This is a genomic window from Nocardia sp. NPDC051570 (assembly GCF_044454005.1).
Taxonomy (GTDB): Bacteria; Actinomycetota; Actinomycetes; order Mycobacteriales; family Mycobacteriaceae; genus Nocardia.
In genome coordinates, this window is record NZ_JBITDI010000004.1 from 537,107 (window position 1) to 557,192 (window position 20,086).

The 20,086-nt window shown below is 68.4% G+C and carries 16 protein-coding genes; 10 read left to right on the plus strand and 6 right to left on the minus strand.

All coding sequences use genetic code 11. The features are described from left to right. Window positions 1–7 precede the first annotated feature (7 nt). On the minus strand, window positions 8–1,189 hold the full coding sequence (locus ACIA76_RS12670) for an FAD-dependent monooxygenase (RefSeq protein WP_397151650.1): 1,182 nt from the start codon (window positions 1,187–1,189) through the stop codon (window positions 8–10). 97 nt (window positions 1,190–1,286) lie between these two features. Between ACIA76_RS12670 and ACIA76_RS12675 the strand changes: the two genes are divergently transcribed. Together ACIA76_RS12675 and ACIA76_RS12680 are read left to right on the plus strand one after the other, a co-directional pair. After that, complete coding sequence (locus ACIA76_RS12675; protein ID WP_397151653.1) at window positions 1,287–2,003, plus strand: TetR/AcrR family transcriptional regulator; 717 nt, start codon at window positions 1,287–1,289, stop codon at window positions 2,001–2,003. A gap of 51 nt (window positions 2,004–2,054) precedes the next feature. Then, a complete protein-coding gene (locus ACIA76_RS12680; RefSeq protein ID WP_397151656.1) occupies window positions 2,055–2,504 on the plus strand; it encodes a limonene-1,2-epoxide hydrolase family protein in 450 nt (149 codons plus the stop codon). Between the two features lie 9 nt (window positions 2,505–2,513). Here ACIA76_RS12680 and ACIA76_RS12685 read toward each other — a convergent pair whose 3' ends face one another. The 3 genes from ACIA76_RS12685 to ACIA76_RS12695 form a co-directional block, all read right to left on the minus strand. Further along, on the minus strand, window positions 2,514–3,371 hold the full coding sequence (locus tag ACIA76_RS12685) for an acyl-ACP desaturase (protein ID WP_397151658.1): 858 nt from the start codon (window positions 3,369–3,371) through the stop codon (window positions 2,514–2,516). A gap of 77 nt (window positions 3,372–3,448) precedes the next feature. Beyond that, entirely contained in the window at window positions 3,449–3,919 is a 471-nt protein-coding gene (locus tag ACIA76_RS12690; RefSeq protein WP_397151660.1) for an LGFP repeat-containing protein, read from the minus strand. 220 nt (window positions 3,920–4,139) lie between these two features. Beyond that, window positions 4,140–5,537, minus strand: a complete 1,398-nt coding sequence (locus ACIA76_RS12695; protein WP_397151662.1) for a PhoH family protein — start codon at window positions 5,535–5,537, stop codon at window positions 4,140–4,142. A 351-nt stretch (window positions 5,538–5,888) separates the two neighbouring features. On the opposite strand from ACIA76_RS12695, the gene ACIA76_RS12700 reads away from it, so the two are divergent. From ACIA76_RS12700 to ACIA76_RS12715, 4 genes are all read left to right on the plus strand, one after another. Then, window positions 5,889–6,161 carry a hypothetical protein gene (locus tag ACIA76_RS12700; protein ID WP_397151664.1) on the plus strand — a complete coding sequence of 91 codons (273 nt, stop codon included), beginning with the start codon at window positions 5,889–5,891 and terminating at the stop codon, window positions 6,159–6,161. 66 nt (window positions 6,162–6,227) lie between these two features. Further along, window positions 6,228–7,235 carry an LLM class F420-dependent oxidoreductase gene (locus ACIA76_RS12705; protein ID WP_397151666.1) on the plus strand — a complete coding sequence of 336 codons (1,008 nt, stop codon included), beginning with the start codon at window positions 6,228–6,230 and terminating at the stop codon, window positions 7,233–7,235. Window positions 7,236–7,847: 612 nt separating this feature from the next. Next, window positions 7,848–12,590 (plus strand): hypothetical protein, encoded by a 4,743-nt coding sequence (locus ACIA76_RS12710; RefSeq protein WP_397151668.1) that lies wholly within the window; start codon window positions 7,848–7,850, stop codon window positions 12,588–12,590. Continuing rightward, window positions 12,587–12,871: a hypothetical protein gene (locus ACIA76_RS12715; protein ID WP_397151670.1), complete on the plus strand. Its 285-nt coding sequence runs from the start codon at window positions 12,587–12,589 to the stop codon at window positions 12,869–12,871. Before ACIA76_RS12710 ends, ACIA76_RS12715 begins: the two co-directional genes overlap by 4 nt. 60 nt (window positions 12,872–12,931) lie before the next feature. Here the strand turns inward: ACIA76_RS12715 and ACIA76_RS12720 are convergent, their stop codons facing one another. Continuing rightward, on the minus strand, window positions 12,932–13,666 hold the full coding sequence (locus tag ACIA76_RS12720; RefSeq protein ID WP_397151672.1) for a DsbA family protein: 735 nt from the start codon (window positions 13,664–13,666) through the stop codon (window positions 12,932–12,934). Window positions 13,667–14,304: 638 nt separating this feature from the next. On the opposite strand from ACIA76_RS12720, the gene ACIA76_RS12725 reads away from it, so the two are divergent. The 4 genes from ACIA76_RS12725 to ACIA76_RS12740 are packed head-to-tail and all read left to right on the plus strand — an operon-like array spanning window position 14,305 to window position 18,719. Continuing rightward, window positions 14,305–17,241 carry a hypothetical protein gene (locus ACIA76_RS12725; protein WP_397151674.1) on the plus strand — a complete coding sequence of 979 codons (2,937 nt, stop codon included), beginning with the start codon at window positions 14,305–14,307 and terminating at the stop codon, window positions 17,239–17,241. Further along, window positions 17,235–17,516 carry a hypothetical protein gene (locus tag ACIA76_RS12730; RefSeq protein WP_397151676.1) on the plus strand — a complete coding sequence of 94 codons (282 nt, stop codon included), beginning with the start codon at window positions 17,235–17,237 and terminating at the stop codon, window positions 17,514–17,516. The genes ACIA76_RS12725 and ACIA76_RS12730 overlap by 7 nt, the downstream gene beginning before the upstream one ends. 47 nt (window positions 17,517–17,563) lie before the next feature. Further along, a complete protein-coding gene (locus tag ACIA76_RS12735; RefSeq protein ID WP_397151678.1) occupies window positions 17,564–18,118 on the plus strand; it encodes a hypothetical protein in 555 nt (184 codons plus the stop codon). A gap of 34 nt (window positions 18,119–18,152) precedes the next feature. Then, window positions 18,153–18,719 carry a hypothetical protein gene (locus tag ACIA76_RS12740; RefSeq protein WP_397151680.1) on the plus strand — a complete coding sequence of 189 codons (567 nt, stop codon included), beginning with the start codon at window positions 18,153–18,155 and terminating at the stop codon, window positions 18,717–18,719. 4 nt (window positions 18,720–18,723) lie between these two features. Here ACIA76_RS12740 and glyA read toward each other — a convergent pair whose 3' ends face one another. Then, complete coding sequence (gene glyA / locus ACIA76_RS12745) at window positions 18,724–20,022, minus strand: serine hydroxymethyltransferase (protein WP_397151682.1); 1,299 nt, start codon at window positions 20,020–20,022, stop codon at window positions 18,724–18,726. Window positions 20,023–20,086: the final 64 nt, after the last annotated feature.

The window sequence follows — 20,086 nt, forward strand, 5'->3', positions numbered from 1 at the left end:
GCGGCTGTCACACGCCTGCGGCGACTTCGTAATCCCGCAGGTCGATATCGTTGGCGGCATTGTCGCCGTACTTCATCATCAATCCGAATGCGGGTGAACCGAGGAACCAATTGCGCAGCCGAATCCCCACTGCCGTCTTCGGACTCAGGAATCGCCCGCCATTGGGGTTGCCCGCGATCTTGGCGTAGCGGCGCATGATCTCGGTGTAGCGCGCATAGGCGACGGTATGCTCGCCGTCGGCGACGGCGAGCTCACCGGCCAGCACATACGCGCCCACGACCGCGAGCCCGCTGCCGAATCCACCGAGGGTATTGCCGTAGGCGGAATCGCCGACCAGGGCGATCCGCCCGCGGGTGTAGTCGCCCCGCAATCGCACCTGACTGAGCGAGTCGAGATAGAAGTCCGGCAGCTGCGCGAGTTCGGCGAGCATATCCGGAACACCGCCGCCCATTCCGGCGAACCGCTGCATGACGATGCGCCGCTGCGCCTCGATATCGCGGCGGTCGTAGTCCAGCTCGGGCGAGGCGAAGACGTACAAATGGGCCGCCTTCGAGCCGCCCGCCGTGGCCGTTCGGCCCGGAGCGTGCCACGCCTGCGCGGTATTGCGCTCCTTATGCGCCGGATCATGCCCCCAGCCCGGCGCACCGGCGGCGCAGTAGTAGTAACCCAGATACGTAACGTAGTCCCGCTCCGGACCGAAGGCCAATCCCCGCACGCGAGAATGGATGCCGTCGCATCCGACCACGAGATCGAAGGTCCGCGCGGGGGCGTTCTCGAATTCGACGTACACCCCCGAGGGGCTCTCGACCAGCGCGGTGACCGAATCGCCGATGAGGTATTCGCAGGTGCCCATGGTCGGCTCGGCGAGCACCTCGGCGAGATCGCCGCGCAGGATCTCGACAACGCCACCGAGGAATTCGCCTGTCATCCTTGCCTTCTCGCGGCCGCGGTCGTCGACGTAGATCACATCGGTCCGCCCCGTCTCGCGACGGCGGATCTCGTCGAGCACCCCCATCCGCTCCAGCACGGTCAGATGTGTCTCGCTCTTGAAATCCACGGCCTGCCCGCCCGGCCGGAGCACGGGAGCGCGCTCGACGACGGTCACGGTGAAACCGTAGCGATCGAGCCAGTAGGCGAGGGCGGGTCCGGCGATGCTCGCGCCGGAGATGAGAACGGTCTGGTTGCGCATGGGATGCTCCGCGATGTTTAACTGCGTCTATCGGACGCTTATCAGCGTATGATGGACGCAGTTTGAACGTCAAGGGCTTCTTCGCCAGGATGGACTCATGTCGGCACCAACCGCCCTCGAACTGCTGTGGGGCAGCCCGCAGCGCCCCCGGCGCGGCCCGAAGCCCTCGCTCTCACTGGAGCGCATCGTGGCCGCCGCCATCGAACTCGCCGACGCGGAGGGTCTGGCGAATCTGTCGATGCAGCGGCTGGCCGAGCGGCTGGGCTGCGCGAAGATGGCGCTGTATCGCTATGTGCCGGGCAAGGCGGAACTGATCGCGCTGATGATCGACGCCGCGATCGGCGCTCCGCCGGAATTGTCTGCCCGCCAAGGAGATTCGTCCGAGGAGCCATGGCGGGCGCGACTACGCCTGTGGACGCTGCGGCTCCACGAGGGCATGCTCGGACATCCGTGGGTGCTCGAGGTCACGCTCGGCATCCGCCCATTCGGCCCCAATGAGATGGCCTGGACCGAATCGGCCCTGACCGCGCTCGCCGATACCGCACTCGACGGCGCCGAACGCCTCGACGCCGTGGCGCTGCTGGCCGGTCACGCACGCACTATCGCCCAGCAGTCCGCGAATACCGACACCGGGAATCTGGAGGCCGAGATGGCGCGGCAGTTCTCCGATTCGCTGGCCACCCGGGCCGCCGATTTCCCGCAGGTGATCGCGGCCTTCGCCGAATCCGGCCCGCCGCAGGCCCGGAACAACGCCCTGGACTTCGGCATCGACCGCATCCTCGACGGCCTGGCCGCACTGACCGCCCGGCGCTGATCGCGCGGGAAACACTGTCCCACGGGCGCCGCCCGGGCCTACAGTCAGCAGATGGCCGAGACTCCGGAACTACAGCAGAGCGCTATCAGCACGGTGCGAGAGTTCTTCACCGCGCTCGAAAGCGGCACGGCGGACGAGGCGATCGAGCTGCTCGATCCGGGCATCGTCTGGAAGAACACCTCGCTGCCCGATGTGCGCGGCGTGGGACGGGTGGGATCGTTCCTGCGCGGGCTGGATCGCGAATCGTTCGGATTCCGCGTCGATATGCATCACATCGCCGCGGAATCCGAGGGCCACCCCGCCGCCGAGGGGCAGACGGTCCTCACCGAGCGCACCGACTATCTGCGCTTCGGCCCGATCGAATTCGGCTTCTGGGTATGCGGCACCCTCGAACTCGTCGACGGCCGCATCACCCTGTGGCACGACCACTTCAGCTGGGAGAACTTCCTGCGTGGCCTGGGCGTCGGCATCGTCCGCAGCCTCCGCCGGCCACGCAGGTAGTCGCCGGGTTCAGCGCCGAAGCCGCGCCAGCTCGGCCCGGGCCGATTCCCCGGCCTCGCCGAAATCGGTGCGGGAGAAGATGTTCCAGCGCTCCAGCAGCGGCGCGAAGACCAGTTCGCCCTCGCGTCGCGGATCGTAGATGCCCGCCTCGGCGAGTACGTCGGTGCTGTTGCGGCCGTCGGCCAAGGTGACCTCGGGGACGCGGAAATCGGCGATGCGATCGGCGATGGCGCGCGCGGCCTGATCCGGCGCCAGATCCAGCGCGGCCGCAACGAGATTGGCGAAGAACACCGACTGCAGTTCGTCGTCGGCGGCCAGGCGTTCGGCGATCGTGGTGACCAACGGGTTCTCGGCCAGGGCCGCGGTGTTGCGGTGCCGGATCGCGGCGGCGGACTCCTCGAAGGCGCATGCGGCGAGCACGTCCAGCAGATGCATTGCGGGACGGCGGAATCCGGTCGTCATATGCGCCATGCGCGTCCGCTCCAGCTCCACCGGATCGACCGAGCGGGTAACCATGAGGTAGTTGCGGATCATGATCTCGTGCCGGTTCTCCTCGGCCGTCCAGCGGCCGACCCATCGCCACCACGGGCCGATGCGCAGATACTTGCCGAGCTCGCGATGATACGAGGGCAGGTTATCGGCGATCAGCACGCTCACCGTGAGCGCCAGCTTGGCGACCTCACCGAGCTCGGATTGCCCTGGTTCCCAGTCGGTTCCGCCGAGGAAGGCGAAGTTGCGACCGTCATCCCAGGGCACGTAGTCGTGCGGCTGCCAGCCGGCGGCCGCGGCGATATGCCGCCCCAGATTCAGTTCCACCTCGTCCGCGAGCTTTTCCAGCAGCTCACGGTCGGTCAACACACTTTGCACGCAGTCAACCTACCGACAATGGCGCGAGAATGTGCGGGCCGGCCCGAATACGCTCGCGCGGCCGGGCCGGCCGTGAATCACTTGGTGCTGACCGAGGTCCGATTGTCGACCCAGCTGATGCTGCCGGCGGTGAAATCGCTCTGCTTACCGCCGGTGATGTCCTTCTCGTCGGTGGTGGGGTAACCGAGCTTGCCGTTGACTCCCCCGTCGGCCTCCCAGGCCTTGCGAATCTCGCCCCACACCACATGCGGGCCGGTCTTCTCGCTGTAGCAGATCGCTCCGCCCACGAACTCCTGACAGGAGCCACCGTCGGGGCCGCTCACCGAGGAGCCGGTGGGCTGGTTGAGCGCACCCTCGGGGCCGCCCATTTCGGTGTACTTGGCCAGGATTCGACCCGAGACGGTGATATCGCCGTTCTGCGTCGAGATCTTGGTCTCGGCGGCGGCGCTCCCCGTCACCGAACCCGCACTGCTCATCGCGGCCGAGGAGTCCTTGTTGTCATCCTTGCTGCAGCCGGTGCACAACAAGGTGCCAGCAGCGAGGCTCATGGTGAAAACAGCCGAACGTCGAGCGAAGTGGTGCATGTCCATCCTCTCGAAGGTGACGAGCCGGTGGCCACGCCCGGGCGGGACCACCGGCCGTTCAGGCCGCTGTCCGGCTAAGTTTCGGCGAATCACAGAGATTCATCCGAAATCGCGCCGAACAGGTAACACGGCAGAATATACCCGTCACCTGTGAGACACAACACACACCATGGGATTGCTGGACTCAGGAATTCGGCCCGTACTCCTCCAGCATCTCGGTGACCAGCGCGGCGATCGGGGAGCGCTCGCTGCGGGTCAGGGTGATGTGAGCGAAAAGCGGATGCCCCTTGAGCTTTTCGATCACCGCGGCCACGCCGTCGTGCCGACCGACGCGCAGGTTGTCGCGCTGGGCGACATCGTGGGTGAGCACCACCCGCGATCCGCTGCCCAATCGGCTCAGCACCGTGAGCAGCACATTGCGCTCCAGTGACTGCGCCTCGTCGACGATCACGAACGAATCGTGCAGCGACCGACCGCGAATGTGGGTCAGCGGCAACACCTCGAGCATGCCGCGGCCGAGCACCTCCTCCAGCACCTCCGTGCTGGCCAGTCCCTCGAGGGTGTCGAACACCGCCTGCGCCCAGGGCCCCATCTTCTCGGCCTCGGTGCCCGGCAGGTAGCCCAGTTCCTGCCCGCCGACCGCGTACAGCGGCCGGAACACCACGACCTTGCGATGGGATCGCCGCTCCAGCACCGCTTCCAGGCCCGCCATCAGCGCCAGCGCGGACTTGCCCGTACCGGCCTTACCGCCCAGCGAGACGATGCCGATGCTCTCGTCGAGCAGCAGATCCAGTGCGATCCGCTGTTCGGCCGAGCGACCGTGCAGCCCGAACGCCTCCCGGTCCCCGCGTACCAGCTGCACCCGTTTATCCGGTGTGATCCGGGCCAGGGCGCCGCCGTTCGCGCCGAGCAGCCGAATTCCGGTGTGGCACGGCAGGTCCCGGGCCTCATCGAGATCGATGATCGATTCGGAGTAGAGCCGGTCGACGCATTCGGCGCTGACGTCGATCTCCATCATGCCGGTCCAGCCGGAGGTGATGACGTCCTGCGCGTGGTACTCGTCGGCGTGTAGGCCCACCGCACTGGCTTTGACTCGCAGCGGAATGTCCTTGGATACCAGCACCACCTCGTTGCCCTCCGCCGCCAGATTGAGGGCGCAGGCCAGGATCCGGGAATCGTTGGTGTCGGTGCGGAATCCGACCGGAAGCACATTCGGATCGGTGTGGTTGAGCTCGACCTGCAGCGTGCCGCCGACCGTGCCGATCGGGATCCGCTCGTCGAGCCGCCCGTGGGCGACCCGCAGGTCGTCCAGCATGCGCAAGGCCTCCCGCGCGAACCAGCCGAGCTCGTGATGATGTCGTTTGGCTTCGAGTTCGCTGATCACGACCAGGGGCAGCACCACATGGTTTTCTCCGAAGCGTGTGACGGCCCACGGGTCCGACAACAGCACGGAGGTATCGATCACGAATGTCTTGAGGGAAGTTGCAGAACCAGTCTGCGAGGCGCTGGCTCCCTTTCCGGAGCCTCCGCTCTTAGTGGAGCGGACTTTCGAGGGAGCGATGACGGAGCGTGCATCAGTCACGGTGGGCTCCTTTGTTGCCCGTGCTACACCCGCACGGACGTTCTCGCTGGGCCGGTCCGCCCTGGGATCAAACGACCCAGAGGCCGGGTGCCGGCCCCCTCGCACTGAGTTTCTCAGTCACGATCAGGACCTCCCGTACGAGCCACACCAGCGCGGCCCGCACTCACGACGTTACTGCCGTTTCGTGATTCCGGCCTCCGAGATAGCAGGCGTGTCGGTGAAGATCCCGTTAACGCCCTGTTCGGCCGGGTAGGAGGCGGAATTCCGTGATGTGACGCAGATCTCGCGCACCGCGCCGTACCGGACGGTCGCCGCGCCCGGCGTTTGCTGAGACGGGATAGAGTCCACACCATGGCCGATGTCGATCAACTCGAACAGCTGTCGTCGAAGGAGCTGCACGACCGCGCCGTCAAGCACGCGGTCCGGCACGGCGATATCCGATTCCTGTGGCAACTGCTGGAGACGATCCCCGCGGCCGAGGCCGCCGCCGGCGACCTCGGCGAGAGCGAGGTCGATATCAAGTACGTGCTGCCGCTGCTGGACGACTACATCCACGCCGGCGACGGCAAGATCGCCGATGTGCTGCGCCCGCTGTACATCCAGTATCTGGCCGAGCGCACCTAGACGCGTTGGGTACCAACCGGTTCAAGGTTTGACCTGGAGTGCACTCCAGATCCTAGCGTTGACCCCATGAGCACCCCAACCTCGACAGCGGCCGGAACCGGACAGTTCTCCCAGCGTCGCGGCATTCGCCTGGGCTATCAGATGCCGAACTTCAGTCACGCCGCATCGCCGCGCGCGTTGTTCGGATCGGTGATCGCGCAGGCGCGGGCCGCCGAGGCGGCCGGATTCGACGCCGCGTTCGTGATGGACCACTTCTATCAGCTGCCGGGCATCGGCGCGGCCACCGAACCGATGCTCGAGGCGTACACCGCGCTCGGCGCGCTGGCGACGGCCACCGAGCGAATTCAGTTGTCCACCTTGGTGACCGGTAATACCTATCGCAATCCCGCCATGCTGGCCAAGACCGTCACCACGCTCGACGTGATCAGCGGCGGCCGCGCGGTACTCGGCATCGGCGCGGGCTGGTTCGAACTCGAACACGATGCCTACGGTTACGAATTCGGCACCTTCACCCAGCGTTTCGAGCGGCTCGAGGAGGCGCTGCAGATTATCCAGCCGATGCTGCGCGGCGAGCATCCGAGTTTCGAGGGCGAGTGGTACCGCACCCGGGAGGCGCTCAACGAGCCGCGCGTGCGCGACGATCTGCCGATCATGCTCGGCGGCGGCGGGGAGCGGAAGACCTTCGCATTGGCCGCCCGGTTCGCCGATCACCTCAACATCATCTGCAACGCCTCCGATATCCCGCGCAAGCTCGACGCGCTGCATCAGCGCTGCGCCGAGATCGGCCGCGATCCGAAGACCCTGGAGACCAGCTTCCTGGTCTTCGGCTTCATCGACGCCGACGGCGACCGGGCCCGCGGGCTGCAGCGCGATCTGATCGAGCGCACCGAAGTGGAGCCGCAGCTCGATCGGCATTTCGTCGGCGATCCCGACGATGTGGCCGAGCAGATCCAGCGCCGGGTCCTCGACCACGGCATCGATGGCGTGATCGTCAATATGGTCGGCAACGGACATGAACCGGGCGCACTCGAATCGGCCGGAAAGGCGTTGGGGCCGTTGGTACATCGGGGCTGAGTCCTATCGTGACCGGAGCGCGGTTCCTGCCACGCTCCTTTCCCCCGGCATTACTGGCGTAGCTGGAATAGGTCGACTGTCCAGTAATACAAATAGTGTCTGGATGTTTGCCAAAATAGGTATCGAAGGTGGGATTCCGGCGTCGTGGCGGCGTGCACACGGGGGGCGGAAATACAAGTAGTTAAATGTGAAACGTTGATATTTGTGCAGGTTAATAGGCTTAATTGGGTCATGTGATCTACGTCTAATTGACCGGCCGTCAACGGACACCGACGATCGGGGCATGTCGCAAACCTTTCGATGCTCAGCGGTTGCTGCTGTTTTCTCAGTTGCCGTGGCCGGTCCAGCCATCCTGGCTGCCACGGCCCGTGCCGAACCTCCACCGAGCGGCTGCAATGCCGACTATTCGGTCCCCAACCAGGTCACCCTGAGCTGCGATCCGGGTGCCGGTACAGGTGTGCACGCATTCATTCGCTGTCGCGATCTCGGCGGCCTGCAACATGTCCGAATTGGAGTTCCGATCGGACCTGATGGTGGCATCTCCCGAGCCATCTGTGCCACCGGAGAAACCGGCATGGCCTGAGGAAACAAATCCACAAGAAAGGCTTTTCAATGACTGCAGCAAGCAATCGTTCCAAGAAAAGAGTTCTTTCTGAAACAACTGACCTTTCCGGTAAGGGTCGGCATCGCAAGGAGATCAAACGCAACCGCCGCGGCCTGTACGCCGCGGCCGCCTTCGCCGGGCTGAGCACCGCGATGATGGCGGGTCCGCAGGTGTCCGCACAGGTACCGCTGCGCCCCGTCTCGCCCACGCAACCTGTCGAGCCGAACGAGCCGCTACTGCCCGGCCTCGGCGGCTTCCCCGGACGCACCTCCGCGGTCGGCGCCGGGACACCGGTTCAGACGACCACCGCCCAGGCGGATACCGATGCGGTGCCGGTTTTCACCCCGAGCGATGACGGCCTGGGTGTCGGTGTCGACGTCACCAGCCTCGCGCAGACCGCCGTCACGGCCGCGCTGTCCCCGAATTCGCCTGCGCCCGTGCGCGATACGGTACAGACCACCCTGCAGGCACTGTCGCGGACCATGAACTCCGGCAATCCGTCGGCCCCGGCGCCGCTGCGCGCCGAATCGGCGACACCGGGCCTGCCCGTCCAGCCGGCCGTCGGCTCGATGCCCGGCGCCCGTGCCGAGGCCGCGAGTCCGGTCGAGGAGCTGGCCGCGGTCGCCGCGCAGGTCGTGGGCGCCAACCTCGATCTGGGCCAGCTGGCCAGCTGGGCGGATCAGACCTTCCCGAGCGGGCCGCTGCGCCAGCCCGTCGAGGATCTGCTCGCCTTCGTCGCCCAGGCCACCGAAATGGCCGGCGGACGCCGGCAGACGGCCTCACCGTTCGATGATCTGATCGGCCATGTCCGCGATATCTTCGGCTCCGCACAGGGCGGCGACGATGTCACCAAGCCGCTGCGCGATCTGCTGAGCTCGATCGCCGGACCCGGCGATCCGATGCAGGGGCTGGCCGAGAGCATCCAAAAGCTCACCGCCGCACCCGAACTCGCCCCGCTCGCGGCGGCCGTCCTCGGCTTCGCCGCACCCGCGATGTCCGAGATCGCCCCGCTATTGGGTTATGTCACACCGGTTCTGGGGCTGCTGAAGGATCCGGCCTCGGCATTGACACCGCTGTTGCACGGCATCCGGGGCATCCTCGGCGAGAACAGCATCATCGGCACCCGGCACGCCTCGCTGGCGCTGCTCGCCCTGCCCGTCATCGCGGGCATCGCGATCGTGCCGCTGCTGTTCGCCGGTGCGCTCGCCATCGGCGCGATCGGAATAGCCGCGCTCGTCGTCATCGGTGCGGTCATCGCCGCGCCGCTGATCATCGGAGCTCTGGTGATCGGTGGCCTGGTGTTGGCCGCACTTGCCATTCCGGTGCTGATCGTGCTGGCGATCATCGCGATTCCGGTGCTGATCGTCGTGGTGCCCATCGCCTTCGTGGCCTTCCAGGTGTTCGCACCGGTCATCCTGGCCGGTGGGATCATCGCGCTGGCCGCGGTGGTCGTGGGCGGAATCGCCGCCGCGGCGGTCACTTTGGCCATCGGCGTCGCCATGACGCTGGCCACGCTGGTGGTCACGCTCGTGCTCGGGCTGCTGCTGACCATCCTGTTCCCGCCGCTGGGCCTGATCACCGCGACGCTGGCGTTCACCGTCGGCGCGCTCGGAATCCTGGTCGTGGGAACGCTTCTCACCGCCGTGGCCACCTTCGGTGTGCTCGGTATCGCGATCGCGATCGCGGCCGTGCTGACCGTGGTGCTCGGCCTCGCCTCGCTGCTCACCCCGTGGGGCCTGATCTTCCTGCCGGTGCTGGCGGTGGTCGCGCTCGCGGGCCTGATCCTGTTCGGCGTCATGGCCGTTGCCTCCGCCGTCGTGATCGCGGCGATGTTCCTCGTCGGCGGGCTCGCGCTGGCGATCGTCGCACCGGTCGCGGTCGGTGTACTGCTGGTGCTGGCGCTGGTCGCCGAGGCGATCCGGCTGGCCGCGATCGTCGCGGGCTGGTTCCTCGCGGCCGCGGCGACGCTGATCGTCACCGCGGCGGGTGTGATCGCCTCGGTCGTGGGCGTGGTGGCCGGCATCGCGGCGACACTGCTGCTGGTGTTCGCGCTGCCGATCATCGGACCGCTGCTGGCGCCGGTGTTCTTCCTGGTGCTGGTCGGCATTCCGGCCGCGCTGGGCCTGCTGTTCCTGTTCGGCGGACTGGGTATCTTCGCGACGCTGGTCGCGGTGTGCACCAGCGCGTTCATCGTCGAGGCAGGCATGTGGGCGCTGGCCGCGGCGGCGGTGAGCGTGATCGCGATGATCACCATGCCGTACGCCATTCCGCTGCTGCTGCCGCTGGTGGCCGCGTTCCTGGCCATCTCCTCGGCGGCCATCATGGCCATCGCCGCAGCGGATTTCGTATTCACCTTCGCACCGTTCGTGGTGTTGATCGCGGGTGCGTTCGTGGTGGCGAGCGCGGTGGTCGCGGCCGCCTTCGTCGGCGGGCTCGGCATCACCGTGGTCAGCTTCGCGATGCTGACGCTGACACTGCTGGCGCTGATCGTGATCAATCCGCCGCTGGCGCTGATCGCGCTGCCGCTACTGCTGGCGGGTCAGCTGTTCATCGTGCTGGGCGGCCTGGCGGGCATGGCCCTGGTGAGCACCCTGCTGGCCGGATTCGTGGCGGTGCTGATGCCGCTGCTGGCCGCGGGCGGATTCATCGCGCTCGGGGCGATCGTGGCGACCTTCGTATTCGGATCGCTGCTGTTCCCGCCGTTCGCCCTGATCGGAATCCCGGTCGGCGCGGCGGCATTCGTGGTCGGCGCCGCCGCGCTGCTGCTGGTCCTGCTCGCCGGATTCGGCGTGCTCGGCACCGTGACCGCGGCCGGTTGGATCCTGACCGTGGCGATGGGCATCATCGCGATCGTGGCCATGCTTCCGGTCGGCATCGCCGCATTGGCCATCGCGGCCGTGCTGACGATCCCGTTCCTGATCGTGGGACCGTTCGCGCCGGTGCTGTCCACGGCGCTGTCGCCGATCATCGCGCTGGCGATCCTGGCGCTGTTCGCGCCGTTCGCGGTCGCCGGACTGCTGGGCGCCTTCGTCGCCGTCGCGGTGCAGGTGCTGGGTCTGATCGGCATTCCGATCCTGGGACTGATCCTGGGTGTCGGGCTGTTCCTCGGGTTCAAGGCGCTGGTCGTCACCCTGTGGCTGGTCAGCCTGCCGTTCGATTTCGCGGCCGGTTGGATTCTCGCGGGCGCGGCGATCGCCGCGGCGCTGGCGGTATTCGGCGTCGGCGCGCTGGTCGGCGGTGCCGCCGTGCTCGCGGTGCTGGTGCCGCTGCTCGGTCTGGCGGCGCTGGCCGGTCTGGCCGTGGGCGCCGTCGTGGGTGCGGTCACCGTGGGCGCGATCGTCCTCGGTGGTGCGGCCCTGCTCGGTCTGCTCGCGCTGCCGATCCTCGCCATCGGCGTGCCGCTGGCCCTGATCGGCCTGCTCACCCTGGTCGCGCTCGCGGCGGCCGTGGTGATCGGATTGCCCGTCGCCGCAGCCGTTCTCACGGCACTCGGCGCGGGCGCGGCGCTGCTGGTCGCGCTGGCGATCCCGGTGTTCGGCTTCGGAGTTCCGCTGGCGCTGATCGGCCTGATCGCCCTGGCGGCCCTGGCCGCGCTGCTGGTCGTCGGGCTCCCCGTCGGCGCGGCCGGTCTGGCGGCTCTCGCGGCGGGTGCGGCACTGCTGGCCGTCCTGGCGGTCCCGGTGCTGTTGATAGGCGTGCCCTTGGCCATTGCGGGTCTGATCGCGTTGGGTGCGGCCTTGGTCGGCGTCCCCCTCGCGGTGCTCGGCCTGGGCGCGGCAGTGGTGATCGGCGCGCCGATCCTGTTGGCGCTGGGTGCACTCGCCGCCACAGTGATCGGCGGGCCGATCGCCCTGGCCCTCGGCGCCCTGGCCGCCGCGGTCATCGGCATCCCGATCGCCTTGGCGCTCGGCGCGATCGGTGCGGTGGTCGCCGGTATCGCGATCGCCGTCGCCCTGGCCGCGGTGGCAGCCGTGGTCGTCGGCGGTGCGATCGCCTTGGGCCTCGGCGCGATCGGTGTGGCGGTGGTGGGCGGCGCGATCGCCCTCGCACTGGCCGCCGTCGCGTCCGTGGTCGTCGGCCTGCCGATCGCCTTCGCCCTCGGCGCGCTTGCCGCGGTCGTTATCGGCATCCCGATCGTGCTGGGACTCGCCGCGCTCGCCGCACTGGGCGTGGGCGGCACGATCGCCCTCGGACTGACCGCGGTCGTCACGGCGGTGGTCGGCGGCGCGATCGTGCTGGGACTCGCCGCGATTGCCACACTGGCCGTGGGCGCTGCGATCGCCCTCGGACTGGCCGCGGTCGTCACGGCCGTAGTCGGTCTGCCGCTCGCGTTCGCGCTCGGCGCGATCGCGGTGGGTGTACCGGCGGCAGCGCTGGCGCTGGCCATCACCACGCTGCTCGGTGTGCCCGCACTGGCGATCATCGTCGCCGCGCTCGTGGTGTGTGGGCTCATCGCGGCGTTCCTGCTGAGCCCGGCGTTCCGGTCGTATGTGATCTCCGCGCTGCGGGCCCAGTTCGGCGGCCCGGCGGGAGCCGGTGGCGCCGCGCCCAACGGATCGCAGTTGCTCGACAACCTGATCCCGGACGACGCCCCGCTGGATCAGTTCATCGCCGCCCTGGTGGAACGCCTTGCGCCGCAGCAGAAGTCCGCGGCCCCGGTGGCCCACGCCGATGTGCCGCTGGTCGGCCTCGACGCGGCCGACGGCTCGACCCGTACTGATACCCGGCAACTGGTGGAGGTGTCGCTGTGAGTGGTCTCACTACCGGAAATGGTTCCAGTCCAACGGTTTTCGACCCCCGCGGGGGCCTGCTGGACCTGCGCACCGCGTCCATCAGCTACGGCTACTACGCCGAGAACGCCACCGACGCACAGACGATGGTCCGGTGCCACGAGGTTCCCCGGCACCGCCGCATCGGATGGTGGAATCAGCACCGACGCCTGCGCACGATGGTGGGCCTCGGCCTGGCGGCCAATCTCGGTTTCCTCCCGGCCGTCCAGGACGCACTGCTGACAGCCCTGCAACACCTCTGAGATGCAGAAAGGGAGCCCGGCATTCGTGCCGGGCTCCCTTTTCGTATGTCCGGTGCGGAACTACTTCGCCGTGGCCGCGGCCTGATCGACCGCCGCGCGCAGGCCGTCGGGGGTGAGGTTCTCGATCGTGCGGTCACCGAGGCGGACCGTGGGGGCGTGGGTCAGCCCGGCGGCGATGACGTTCTTGGTGTGGGCGGTGACGAAATCGTGGTAGCGGTGCGTGTGGATGCAGGCGCCGACCTCGGGGGCGCCCGCGCCGGACCGGGTGGCCAGATCGGTCAGCTGGTCATCGGTCAGAGTGGCGTCCTTGGCGGGCTGGCTGTCGAACATCAGGCGGTACCAGGCGGGCCAGGAGGCCTTGGCCGAGGCCGCGACGCAGGCGGCGGCGTTGGCGGCACGGGCGGAGTAGTCGTCCTTGGCGTCGACGATCGCGACCGGATCGTATTCGACCGCGACCGCCGTGCCCTTGATGTAGTCGGCGAGGGCGGGATCGCTGGTATCGGCGAAGGTGCGGCACGAGGCGCAGGCGAAGTCGGTGGTCACCGTGAGCACCGACTTCGCTGCCGGATCCCCGAATCGCAGCGTGCCGCGATCGGTATAGACCGAGGGTGGCGCCACCGCGGCCGCCTGCGCCTGTTCGGCGTGGTCGCGATCGCGTTTGGTGTCGGCGATGAAGACGCCGACCGCGGCTACCAGCGCCACCAGGGCGGCGACCGTGAGGGCCGCACCGATGCTCAGCCCGCGGCCGGAATGCGCCGCGTGCGCAACGTATCTGCCGCTACGGCGGGACTTCATCGCGTTCACCTTCATGACGCTCACCCCACATTCGATGTTGGTCGTACGACCGTTTGGCCGACGCTAACGATTTGCTGTCATCACGCTGCCCTGAGGGGTAGCTGCGGCGATCCTCGAGAATTCGCGCCGGTAACCGGGCTATCCGCATGGTAGCCAGGCATTTCGCCGAAACAAGCTCGGAAATGTGAAACACAAATGTTTAAGCGGATTCACCTGGCTCGATAAAGAGTGTGATCTAAGTCAGATTGACGGTTCGACCAATAGGCCCCGACTATCGACCTCATGACCCGTCAGGAAATTAGCTCGATGATTGCTGGAGCCGTAGCAGTCGCCGCAGCTGGTACCGGCCTCCTCGCCCCTGTGGCGTCCGCGGAGCCCATACCGGCCGGGTGTACCGCCGATTACTCGATACCCAACCAGGTCACCGTGAGTTGCGAACCAGGCGCCGGTGCCGGCACCCACGCCTTCATCCGCTGCCGAGATCTCGGTGGTGTGCCGCACAGTCGCATCGGAGCGCCGATCGGCCCTGAGGGCGGTAGCTCCCAGGCCGTATGCGCCGTCGACGAAACCGGTCCGGCCTGATCTTCGGCCCGCCGAAAACCTGTGTGTTTCGTGGTTACGAATTGAAAGGTTCTCTCATGTCGACTCGGCAGCACCTTTTCTCTACCCCGCGTTTCACCGATAACCGCACCGCTACGCACCGCAAGGAAATCAAGCGCAATCGGCGCGGCCTCTACGCCGCGGCGGCATTCGCCTCGCTGAGCACGGTCATGATGTCCGGTGCCCGGGCGGGTGCCGATCTGCCCATCCCGATCCCCTCGGATCCGCTCGGCGACGCCCTGCCCCGGGTCGGCGCCGCCCTCGATTCGGTGTCCCCTCCCGGTATCGACGTCCAGGGCATAGCCCAGGGCGCGATCGACGCCGCGGTTCCCGATCAGGACAGCCCGGTCCGCAATACCCTGGAGTCCCTGGCGGATTCGCTGCGCCCGGCGCCCGACGGCTGGCAGGGCGGCGGACTGCCGATCCAGCAGGCCGCCGCGCCGATCGCCGGAGGTGACGCCGCACAGCGCGCGAATCCGGTCGGCGATCTGGCCGCCGTGGCCGCGCAGATCGGCAATTCCCCGATGAGTCTGGGCCGCCTGGCCGACTGGGCCGACCACACCTTCCCGAGCGGACCGCTGCGCGGACCCGTGGACGATCTGCTCGAATTCGTCGGCGCGGCAACCGAACAGGCCGGATCGCGACGCCGCGATCAGGGCTTGGCCATCGATGATCTGATCGAACAGGCCCGCGTGGCCTTCGGCTTCCCGAAGAACGGCGCCAATCCGGCCGCGGCACTGCGCGATCTGGTCCACGGCGTCGCCGCGCCGGCCGATCCGCTGCACGAATTCACCGGCCAATTGCGCACACTCGTCGATCACCGCGCCCCGGAGCTGGCCCCGGTCGCCGCGGCGATGCTCGGCTTCACCGCGCCCGCACTCGCCGGACTCGCGCCGCTGCTGGGCTTCGTCACCCCGGTGCTGGGCCTGCTCGACGATCCGACCCGGCTGCTGCACGGCATTCGCGCACTGCTCGGCGACGGCCGACTCATCGGCACCCGCAACGTCTTCCTGCTGGTCGGCGGATTCGCCTTCGGGTTCGTCGGCATCGGAGTCGTACCACTGCTGTTCGCGGGTGCGCTCGCGATCGGCGCCCTCGGCATATTCGGCCTGCCACTGCTGGTACTGCTGGTGCCACTCGTGCTCGGCGGCCTGATCCTGGCCGCGCTCGCGCTGCCGGTCCTGATCATCGGCGCGCTCATCGCCGCGCCGTTCATCCTCGGCGCCTTGGTGATCGGTGGCATCGTGCTGGCGGCGCTGGCCCTGCCGGCGCTGCTGATCGGCGGTGTGGTGCTGGGTGTGCTGGGCCTGCCGCTGCTGCTCGCCGGGCTGGCGCTGGTGGCCCTGGCACTGTGCCCGCTGTGCTGGGCCCTGCTGCTCGGGGGTCCGCTGGTGCTGGCCGTGCTGGCCCTGTGCCCGCTGGCCTGGCCGCTGGTGGCCGTCGGCGCGGTGGCGCTCGGCGCGCTGCTGGTCGTGAAGGCCATCGAGGCCGTGGTAGGCCTGGGCGCCCTGGCCGTCGGCGCGGTGCTGCTCGCCCCGATCGTGCTGGGCGCGTTGATCATCGGCGGGCTGGTGCTCGCCGCGCTGGCGCTGCCGCTGCTGATCATCGGCGGTCTCATCCTCGGCGCGATCATCCTCGGCGCGATTGTCCTCGGCGCGATCGTCCTCGGTGCACTGTTCCTCGGCGCACTGGTCATCGGTGGTCTGGTCCTGGGTGCGCTGGCGCTGGTCGCCCTGCCGCTGCTGGTACTCGGAGCCCTGGCACTGATCGCCGTGGGCCTGCCGCTGATCGGGTTCGGCGCGGTGGTGCTGGCCGTCTTCCTGCTGTGCCCGCTGACCTGGATCGTGGCCGCGCTCGCGGTGCCGGTGCTGGTCATCGGCCTCTTCCTGCTGCTGTGCCCGCTGACCTGGCCGCTGTTCGCGATCGGCGCTGTCATCGTCGGTGCCGTGCTGCTGTTCAAGCTGGCGGTCCTCGGCGTGGGCCTGGGTGCGCTGGGCCTCGGCATCCTGCTCACGGGTGCCGGGGTGCTGACCCTGCTGGGTCTCGTCGCCGCGGTGTTCGCCCTGCCCGTGCTCGGCGTGCTCGCCCTCGCCGCGGCCGTCCTCGCGCCGCTGGTGCTCGGCGGCCTGGGCCTGGCCGCGCTCATCGGCATCCCGATCCTGCTGGGCGCGTTGGCCATTGCCGCCAAGCTCGCCTTCGACGCCGTCGTCCTCGGGGGCCTGGTCCTCGGCGCGCTGGTGCTCGGCGGGCTGGTCCTGACCGCGGTCATCGGCATCCCGTTGCTGCTGGGCGCGTTGGCGATTGCCGCGAAGATCGCCTTCGACGCGGTCCTGCTCAGTGCCCTGCTCTTCGGCGCCGCCGCGCTGGCCGGGCTCGCCGCCCTGGCCGTCGCATTCGTCCTGGGGGCGCTGGCCTCCGCGGCGGTCGTGGCACCGGTGGCATTCCTGCTCGGCGCGCTGGTCACCGCCCTCATCGGCGGACCCATCCTGGCCGCGCTGAGCATCGCGGGCACCACCGCGGTGGTCGGACCGCTGGCGTTCCTGGCCGGACTGGCGACCGGTGCCGGACTGGCGGGCCTGATCGCTGCGGTCGCCGCCGCGATCGGCGTCGAGGAGGCGCTGCGGCAGAGCCGGCAGTTCCGGTCGTATCTGATCTCGCTGGCGCGGACGGTGCTCGACTTCTTCGGCCCGCGCGCCGGGCAGAGCAGCGGCGTGGCGCCGAACGGCTCGCAGTTCCTCGACGATCTGCCCACCGACGACGCCGATCTGGACAAGGTCATCGCGTCGCTGACGAAACTGCTTGCGCCCCAGCCCAAACGGTCCGTCGCACCGGCCCGACCGGCCGCACACGGCACCGTCCCGTTCGTCGGCACCGCCGCGGCCGACGGCTCGATCCACGGCACGAACACCCGCCGGGTGCTCGAACTCGCACTGGTCGGCGCCGACGGCGCCGAGGAGAGGAGACAGTCATGGTGACGATCGGCACCCCGGCCGGTCAGGGGAGCGTTATCGATCCCCGGTCCGGACTGCTCGATCCGAGCACGGCGCCGATCAGCTACGGCTACTACGCCGAAAACGCCACTGGCGCCGAGGAGATCGCTCGCCACCTTCGCAGCGATCGGGACAAGACCATCGGATGGTGGAACCGTCACCGGATCCTGCGTCTGGGGATCGGAGCGACGCTGGTGCTCAACCTCGGCGTGATGCCGAGCGTCCAGGATGCCGTGCTCTCGTTCCTGCAACACCTGTAAGTGCCTGTCATGCCCAGCAATGAAGTTGAGTCACACAAGGAGTCGACATGGATACCTCGAACGGCTACAACAACGACGCTTACGACACCCCCAACCCCGACCTCACCGTCGCGACCTTCCACCTCGAATACCTGTACGGCCCGCAGTGGCGGTCGGTCATGGCGCTGATCGAGCGCGCGGCCCAGATGACCGCCGAGGAGCGCGAGCGGCTCAATGCCGCGGCGGCCAACAAAATGCAGGCCGGGCTCGGCGCGCTCACGGGCGGCGGGGCCGGCGAGGGCCTGGCCGGGCTGCTGTCCAGCCTGGGCGGCGGCGCCAACGCCACCCCGCAGCCGATGCAGATCGCGGCCGAGACGGCCAAGGAGTTCGGCCGCTCCCGCAATCTGCAGACCGCTGGACTCGTTGTGGGCCAGGCGGTCTCGCCCGGAGCGGGCGCGGGCGATCTGAGCGCGGTGCTGCAGTCGTTCGGCTCGATCGGCACCCTCACCGCGGTCAGCCAGGCCGTCACCGCCACGGTGCTGCAGGATCTGGTCGGCCGCGGCCGATTCGAGGAGAGCGTCTACTACGAACTGATGGAGCCGTGGCGCAGCGTCATCGGCTGAATCATCATCGGCTGAATCGAAGGAGTACCGAATCATGGCCGGTAACACCGTGATTCGGGCACGCCGGGCGGCGGCGCTCGCGGTCCTCACGACCGCGAGCGTCGCCGCACTCGCCGGCTGCTCGAGCCAGCAGCACACCGCACCGCCCGCGGCGGCCGATCCCGATACCGCCGACTGTCGTTCCGGCGCCCAGGTGATCGGCGGACTGCAGAACACCTTCGGGCAACTGTCCGATCAGCTCGGCGGCATCGGCCCGGCATCGGACCGCGGCGATATCGCCGAACTGCGTCAGCGGGTCGGCAGCGGCGCCGAACTGGCCGGACGCATCAAGTCCGGGCTGGACGCCGCGACCGCACCGATGACCTCGGCGGCGACCAAACGCGCCTACTCCGGCGTCGCGGACGCCGGTGACCATCTGCGTGCCGCGCTGCTGCGCCTCGACCAGGCCGTACAGGGCACGGCGCCGGGCGACGGCGCGGTCGACGCGGTGCAACAGTCGCTGAACGACCTGAACACCGCGGTGACAACCATGCGCCTGTCATGTTCGACGGTCTACGCCGAATCGACGGTCGCCCCGGCCGCGCGCCCGGCCAAGAGCTGACGGGTCAGCCGAGCAGCCGCCACTCCTCCAGACCCTGGTAGAGCGGGAAGTCCTTGGCCAGCTTGGCGACTCGGGCCTGCAGCACGTTCAGATCGGCGCCGCCCTTCAGGGCGGTGGCGATGATGTCGGCCACCTCGGTGAACTCGGTATCACCGAAGCCGCGGGTGGCCAGCGCCGCCGTGCCGATGCGCAGGCCGGAGGTGACCATCGGCGGGCGCGGATCGAACGGAACGGCGTTGCGGTTCACCGTGATTCCGACTTCGTGCAGCAGATCCTCGCCCTGCTGACCGTCGAGCTTGGAGTTGCGCAGATCGACCAGCACCAGATGCACATCGGTACCGCCGGTGAGCACGGTGACACCGGAGTCGGAGACGTCGGCCGCGGTCAGCCGCTCGGCCAGGAGCTTGGCGCCCGTCACGGTGCGCTCCTGGCGCTGCTTGAACTCCTCGGTCCCGGCGATCTTGAACGCCACCGCCTTCGCGGCGATCGCATGCATGAGCGGACCGCCCTGCTGACCCGGGAACACCGCGGAATTGAGCTTCTTCGCGTACTCCTGCTTGGCCAGGATCAGACCCGAGCGCGGCCCGCCGAGCGTCTTGTGGACGGTGGAGGACACCACATCGGCATGCGGCACCGGCGAGGGGTGCAGCCCGGCGGCGACCAGACCGGCGAAGTGCGCCATATCGACCCACAGATAGGCGCCCACCTCGTCGGCGATCTCCCGGAACGCCGCGAAGTCCAGATGCCGCGGATACGCCGACCAGCCGGCCACGATCACCTTCGGCCGCACCGCGAGAGCCTGCTTGCGCACCTCATCCATATCGACGCGGTGGTCTTCCTTGCTCACCCCGTAGGCGTGCACCTCGTAGAGCTTGCCGGAGAAGTTGAGGCGCATGCCATGGGTGAGGTGGCCGCCGTGCGCCAGATCCAGACCCAGCAGCTTCTCGCCCGGATTCATCAGCGCCATCAGCACCGCGGCGTTGGCCTGGGCGCCCGAATGCGGCTGCACATTGGCGAATTCGGCCCCGAACAGCTCCTTGACGCGGTCGCGCGCCAGATCCTCCACCACGTCGACATGCTCGCAGCCGCCGTAGTAGCGGCGACCCGGATAGCCCTCGGCGTACTTGTTGGTGAGCACGCTGCCCTGCGCCTGCAACACCGCGCGCGGCACGAAGTTCTCCGAGGCGATCATCTCGAGGGTGTCGCGCTCCCGGGCAAGCTCACCCGCCATCGCGGTGGCCAGCTCGGGGTCGAGTTCGGCTAGCGACTGGGAGTTGACGGAGGCAGAGGTCGTCTGGGTCACGTAGTCAGTCTAAGCGGACCCGAATCCACCCTCGCAGAGGTAGTGGTCCGCACTCGTCGACGGT

Bases quoted from the DNA above. Each gene is read 5' to 3' on its own strand.
- ACIA76_RS12705 (WP_397151666.1), top strand. From the start codon at position 6,228: ATGAGCACCCCAACCTCGACAGCGGCCGGAACCGGACAGTTCTCCCAG.
- ACIA76_RS12740 (WP_397151680.1), top strand. From the start codon at position 18,153: ATGGCCGGTAACACCGTGATTCGGGCACGCCGGGCGGCGGCGCTCGCG.
- ACIA76_RS12710 (WP_397151668.1), top strand. From the start codon at position 7,848: ATGACTGCAGCAAGCAATCGTTCCAAGAAAAGAGTTCTTTCTGAAACA.
- ACIA76_RS12680 (WP_397151656.1), top strand. From the start codon at position 2,055: ATGGCCGAGACTCCGGAACTACAGCAGAGCGCTATCAGCACGGTGCGA.
- ACIA76_RS12690 (WP_397151660.1), bottom strand. From the start codon at position 3,919: ATGAGCCTCGCTGCTGGCACCTTGTTGTGCACCGGCTGCAGCAAGGAT.
- ACIA76_RS12720 (WP_397151672.1), bottom strand. From the start codon at position 13,666: ATGAAGTCCCGCCGTAGCGGCAGATACGTTGCGCACGCGGCGCATTCC.
- ACIA76_RS12675 (WP_397151653.1), top strand. From the start codon at position 1,287: ATGTCGGCACCAACCGCCCTCGAACTGCTGTGGGGCAGCCCGCAGCGC.
- ACIA76_RS12725 (WP_397151674.1), top strand. From the start codon at position 14,305: ATGTCGACTCGGCAGCACCTTTTCTCTACCCCGCGTTTCACCGATAAC.
- ACIA76_RS12730 (WP_397151676.1), top strand. From the start codon at position 17,235: ATGGTGACGATCGGCACCCCGGCCGGTCAGGGGAGCGTTATCGATCCC.
- ACIA76_RS12735 (WP_397151678.1), top strand. From the start codon at position 17,564: ATGGATACCTCGAACGGCTACAACAACGACGCTTACGACACCCCCAAC.
- ACIA76_RS12670 (WP_397151650.1), bottom strand. From the start codon at position 1,189: ATGCGCAACCAGACCGTTCTCATCTCCGGCGCGAGCATCGCCGGACCC.
- ACIA76_RS12700 (WP_397151664.1), top strand. From the start codon at position 5,889: ATGGCCGATGTCGATCAACTCGAACAGCTGTCGTCGAAGGAGCTGCAC.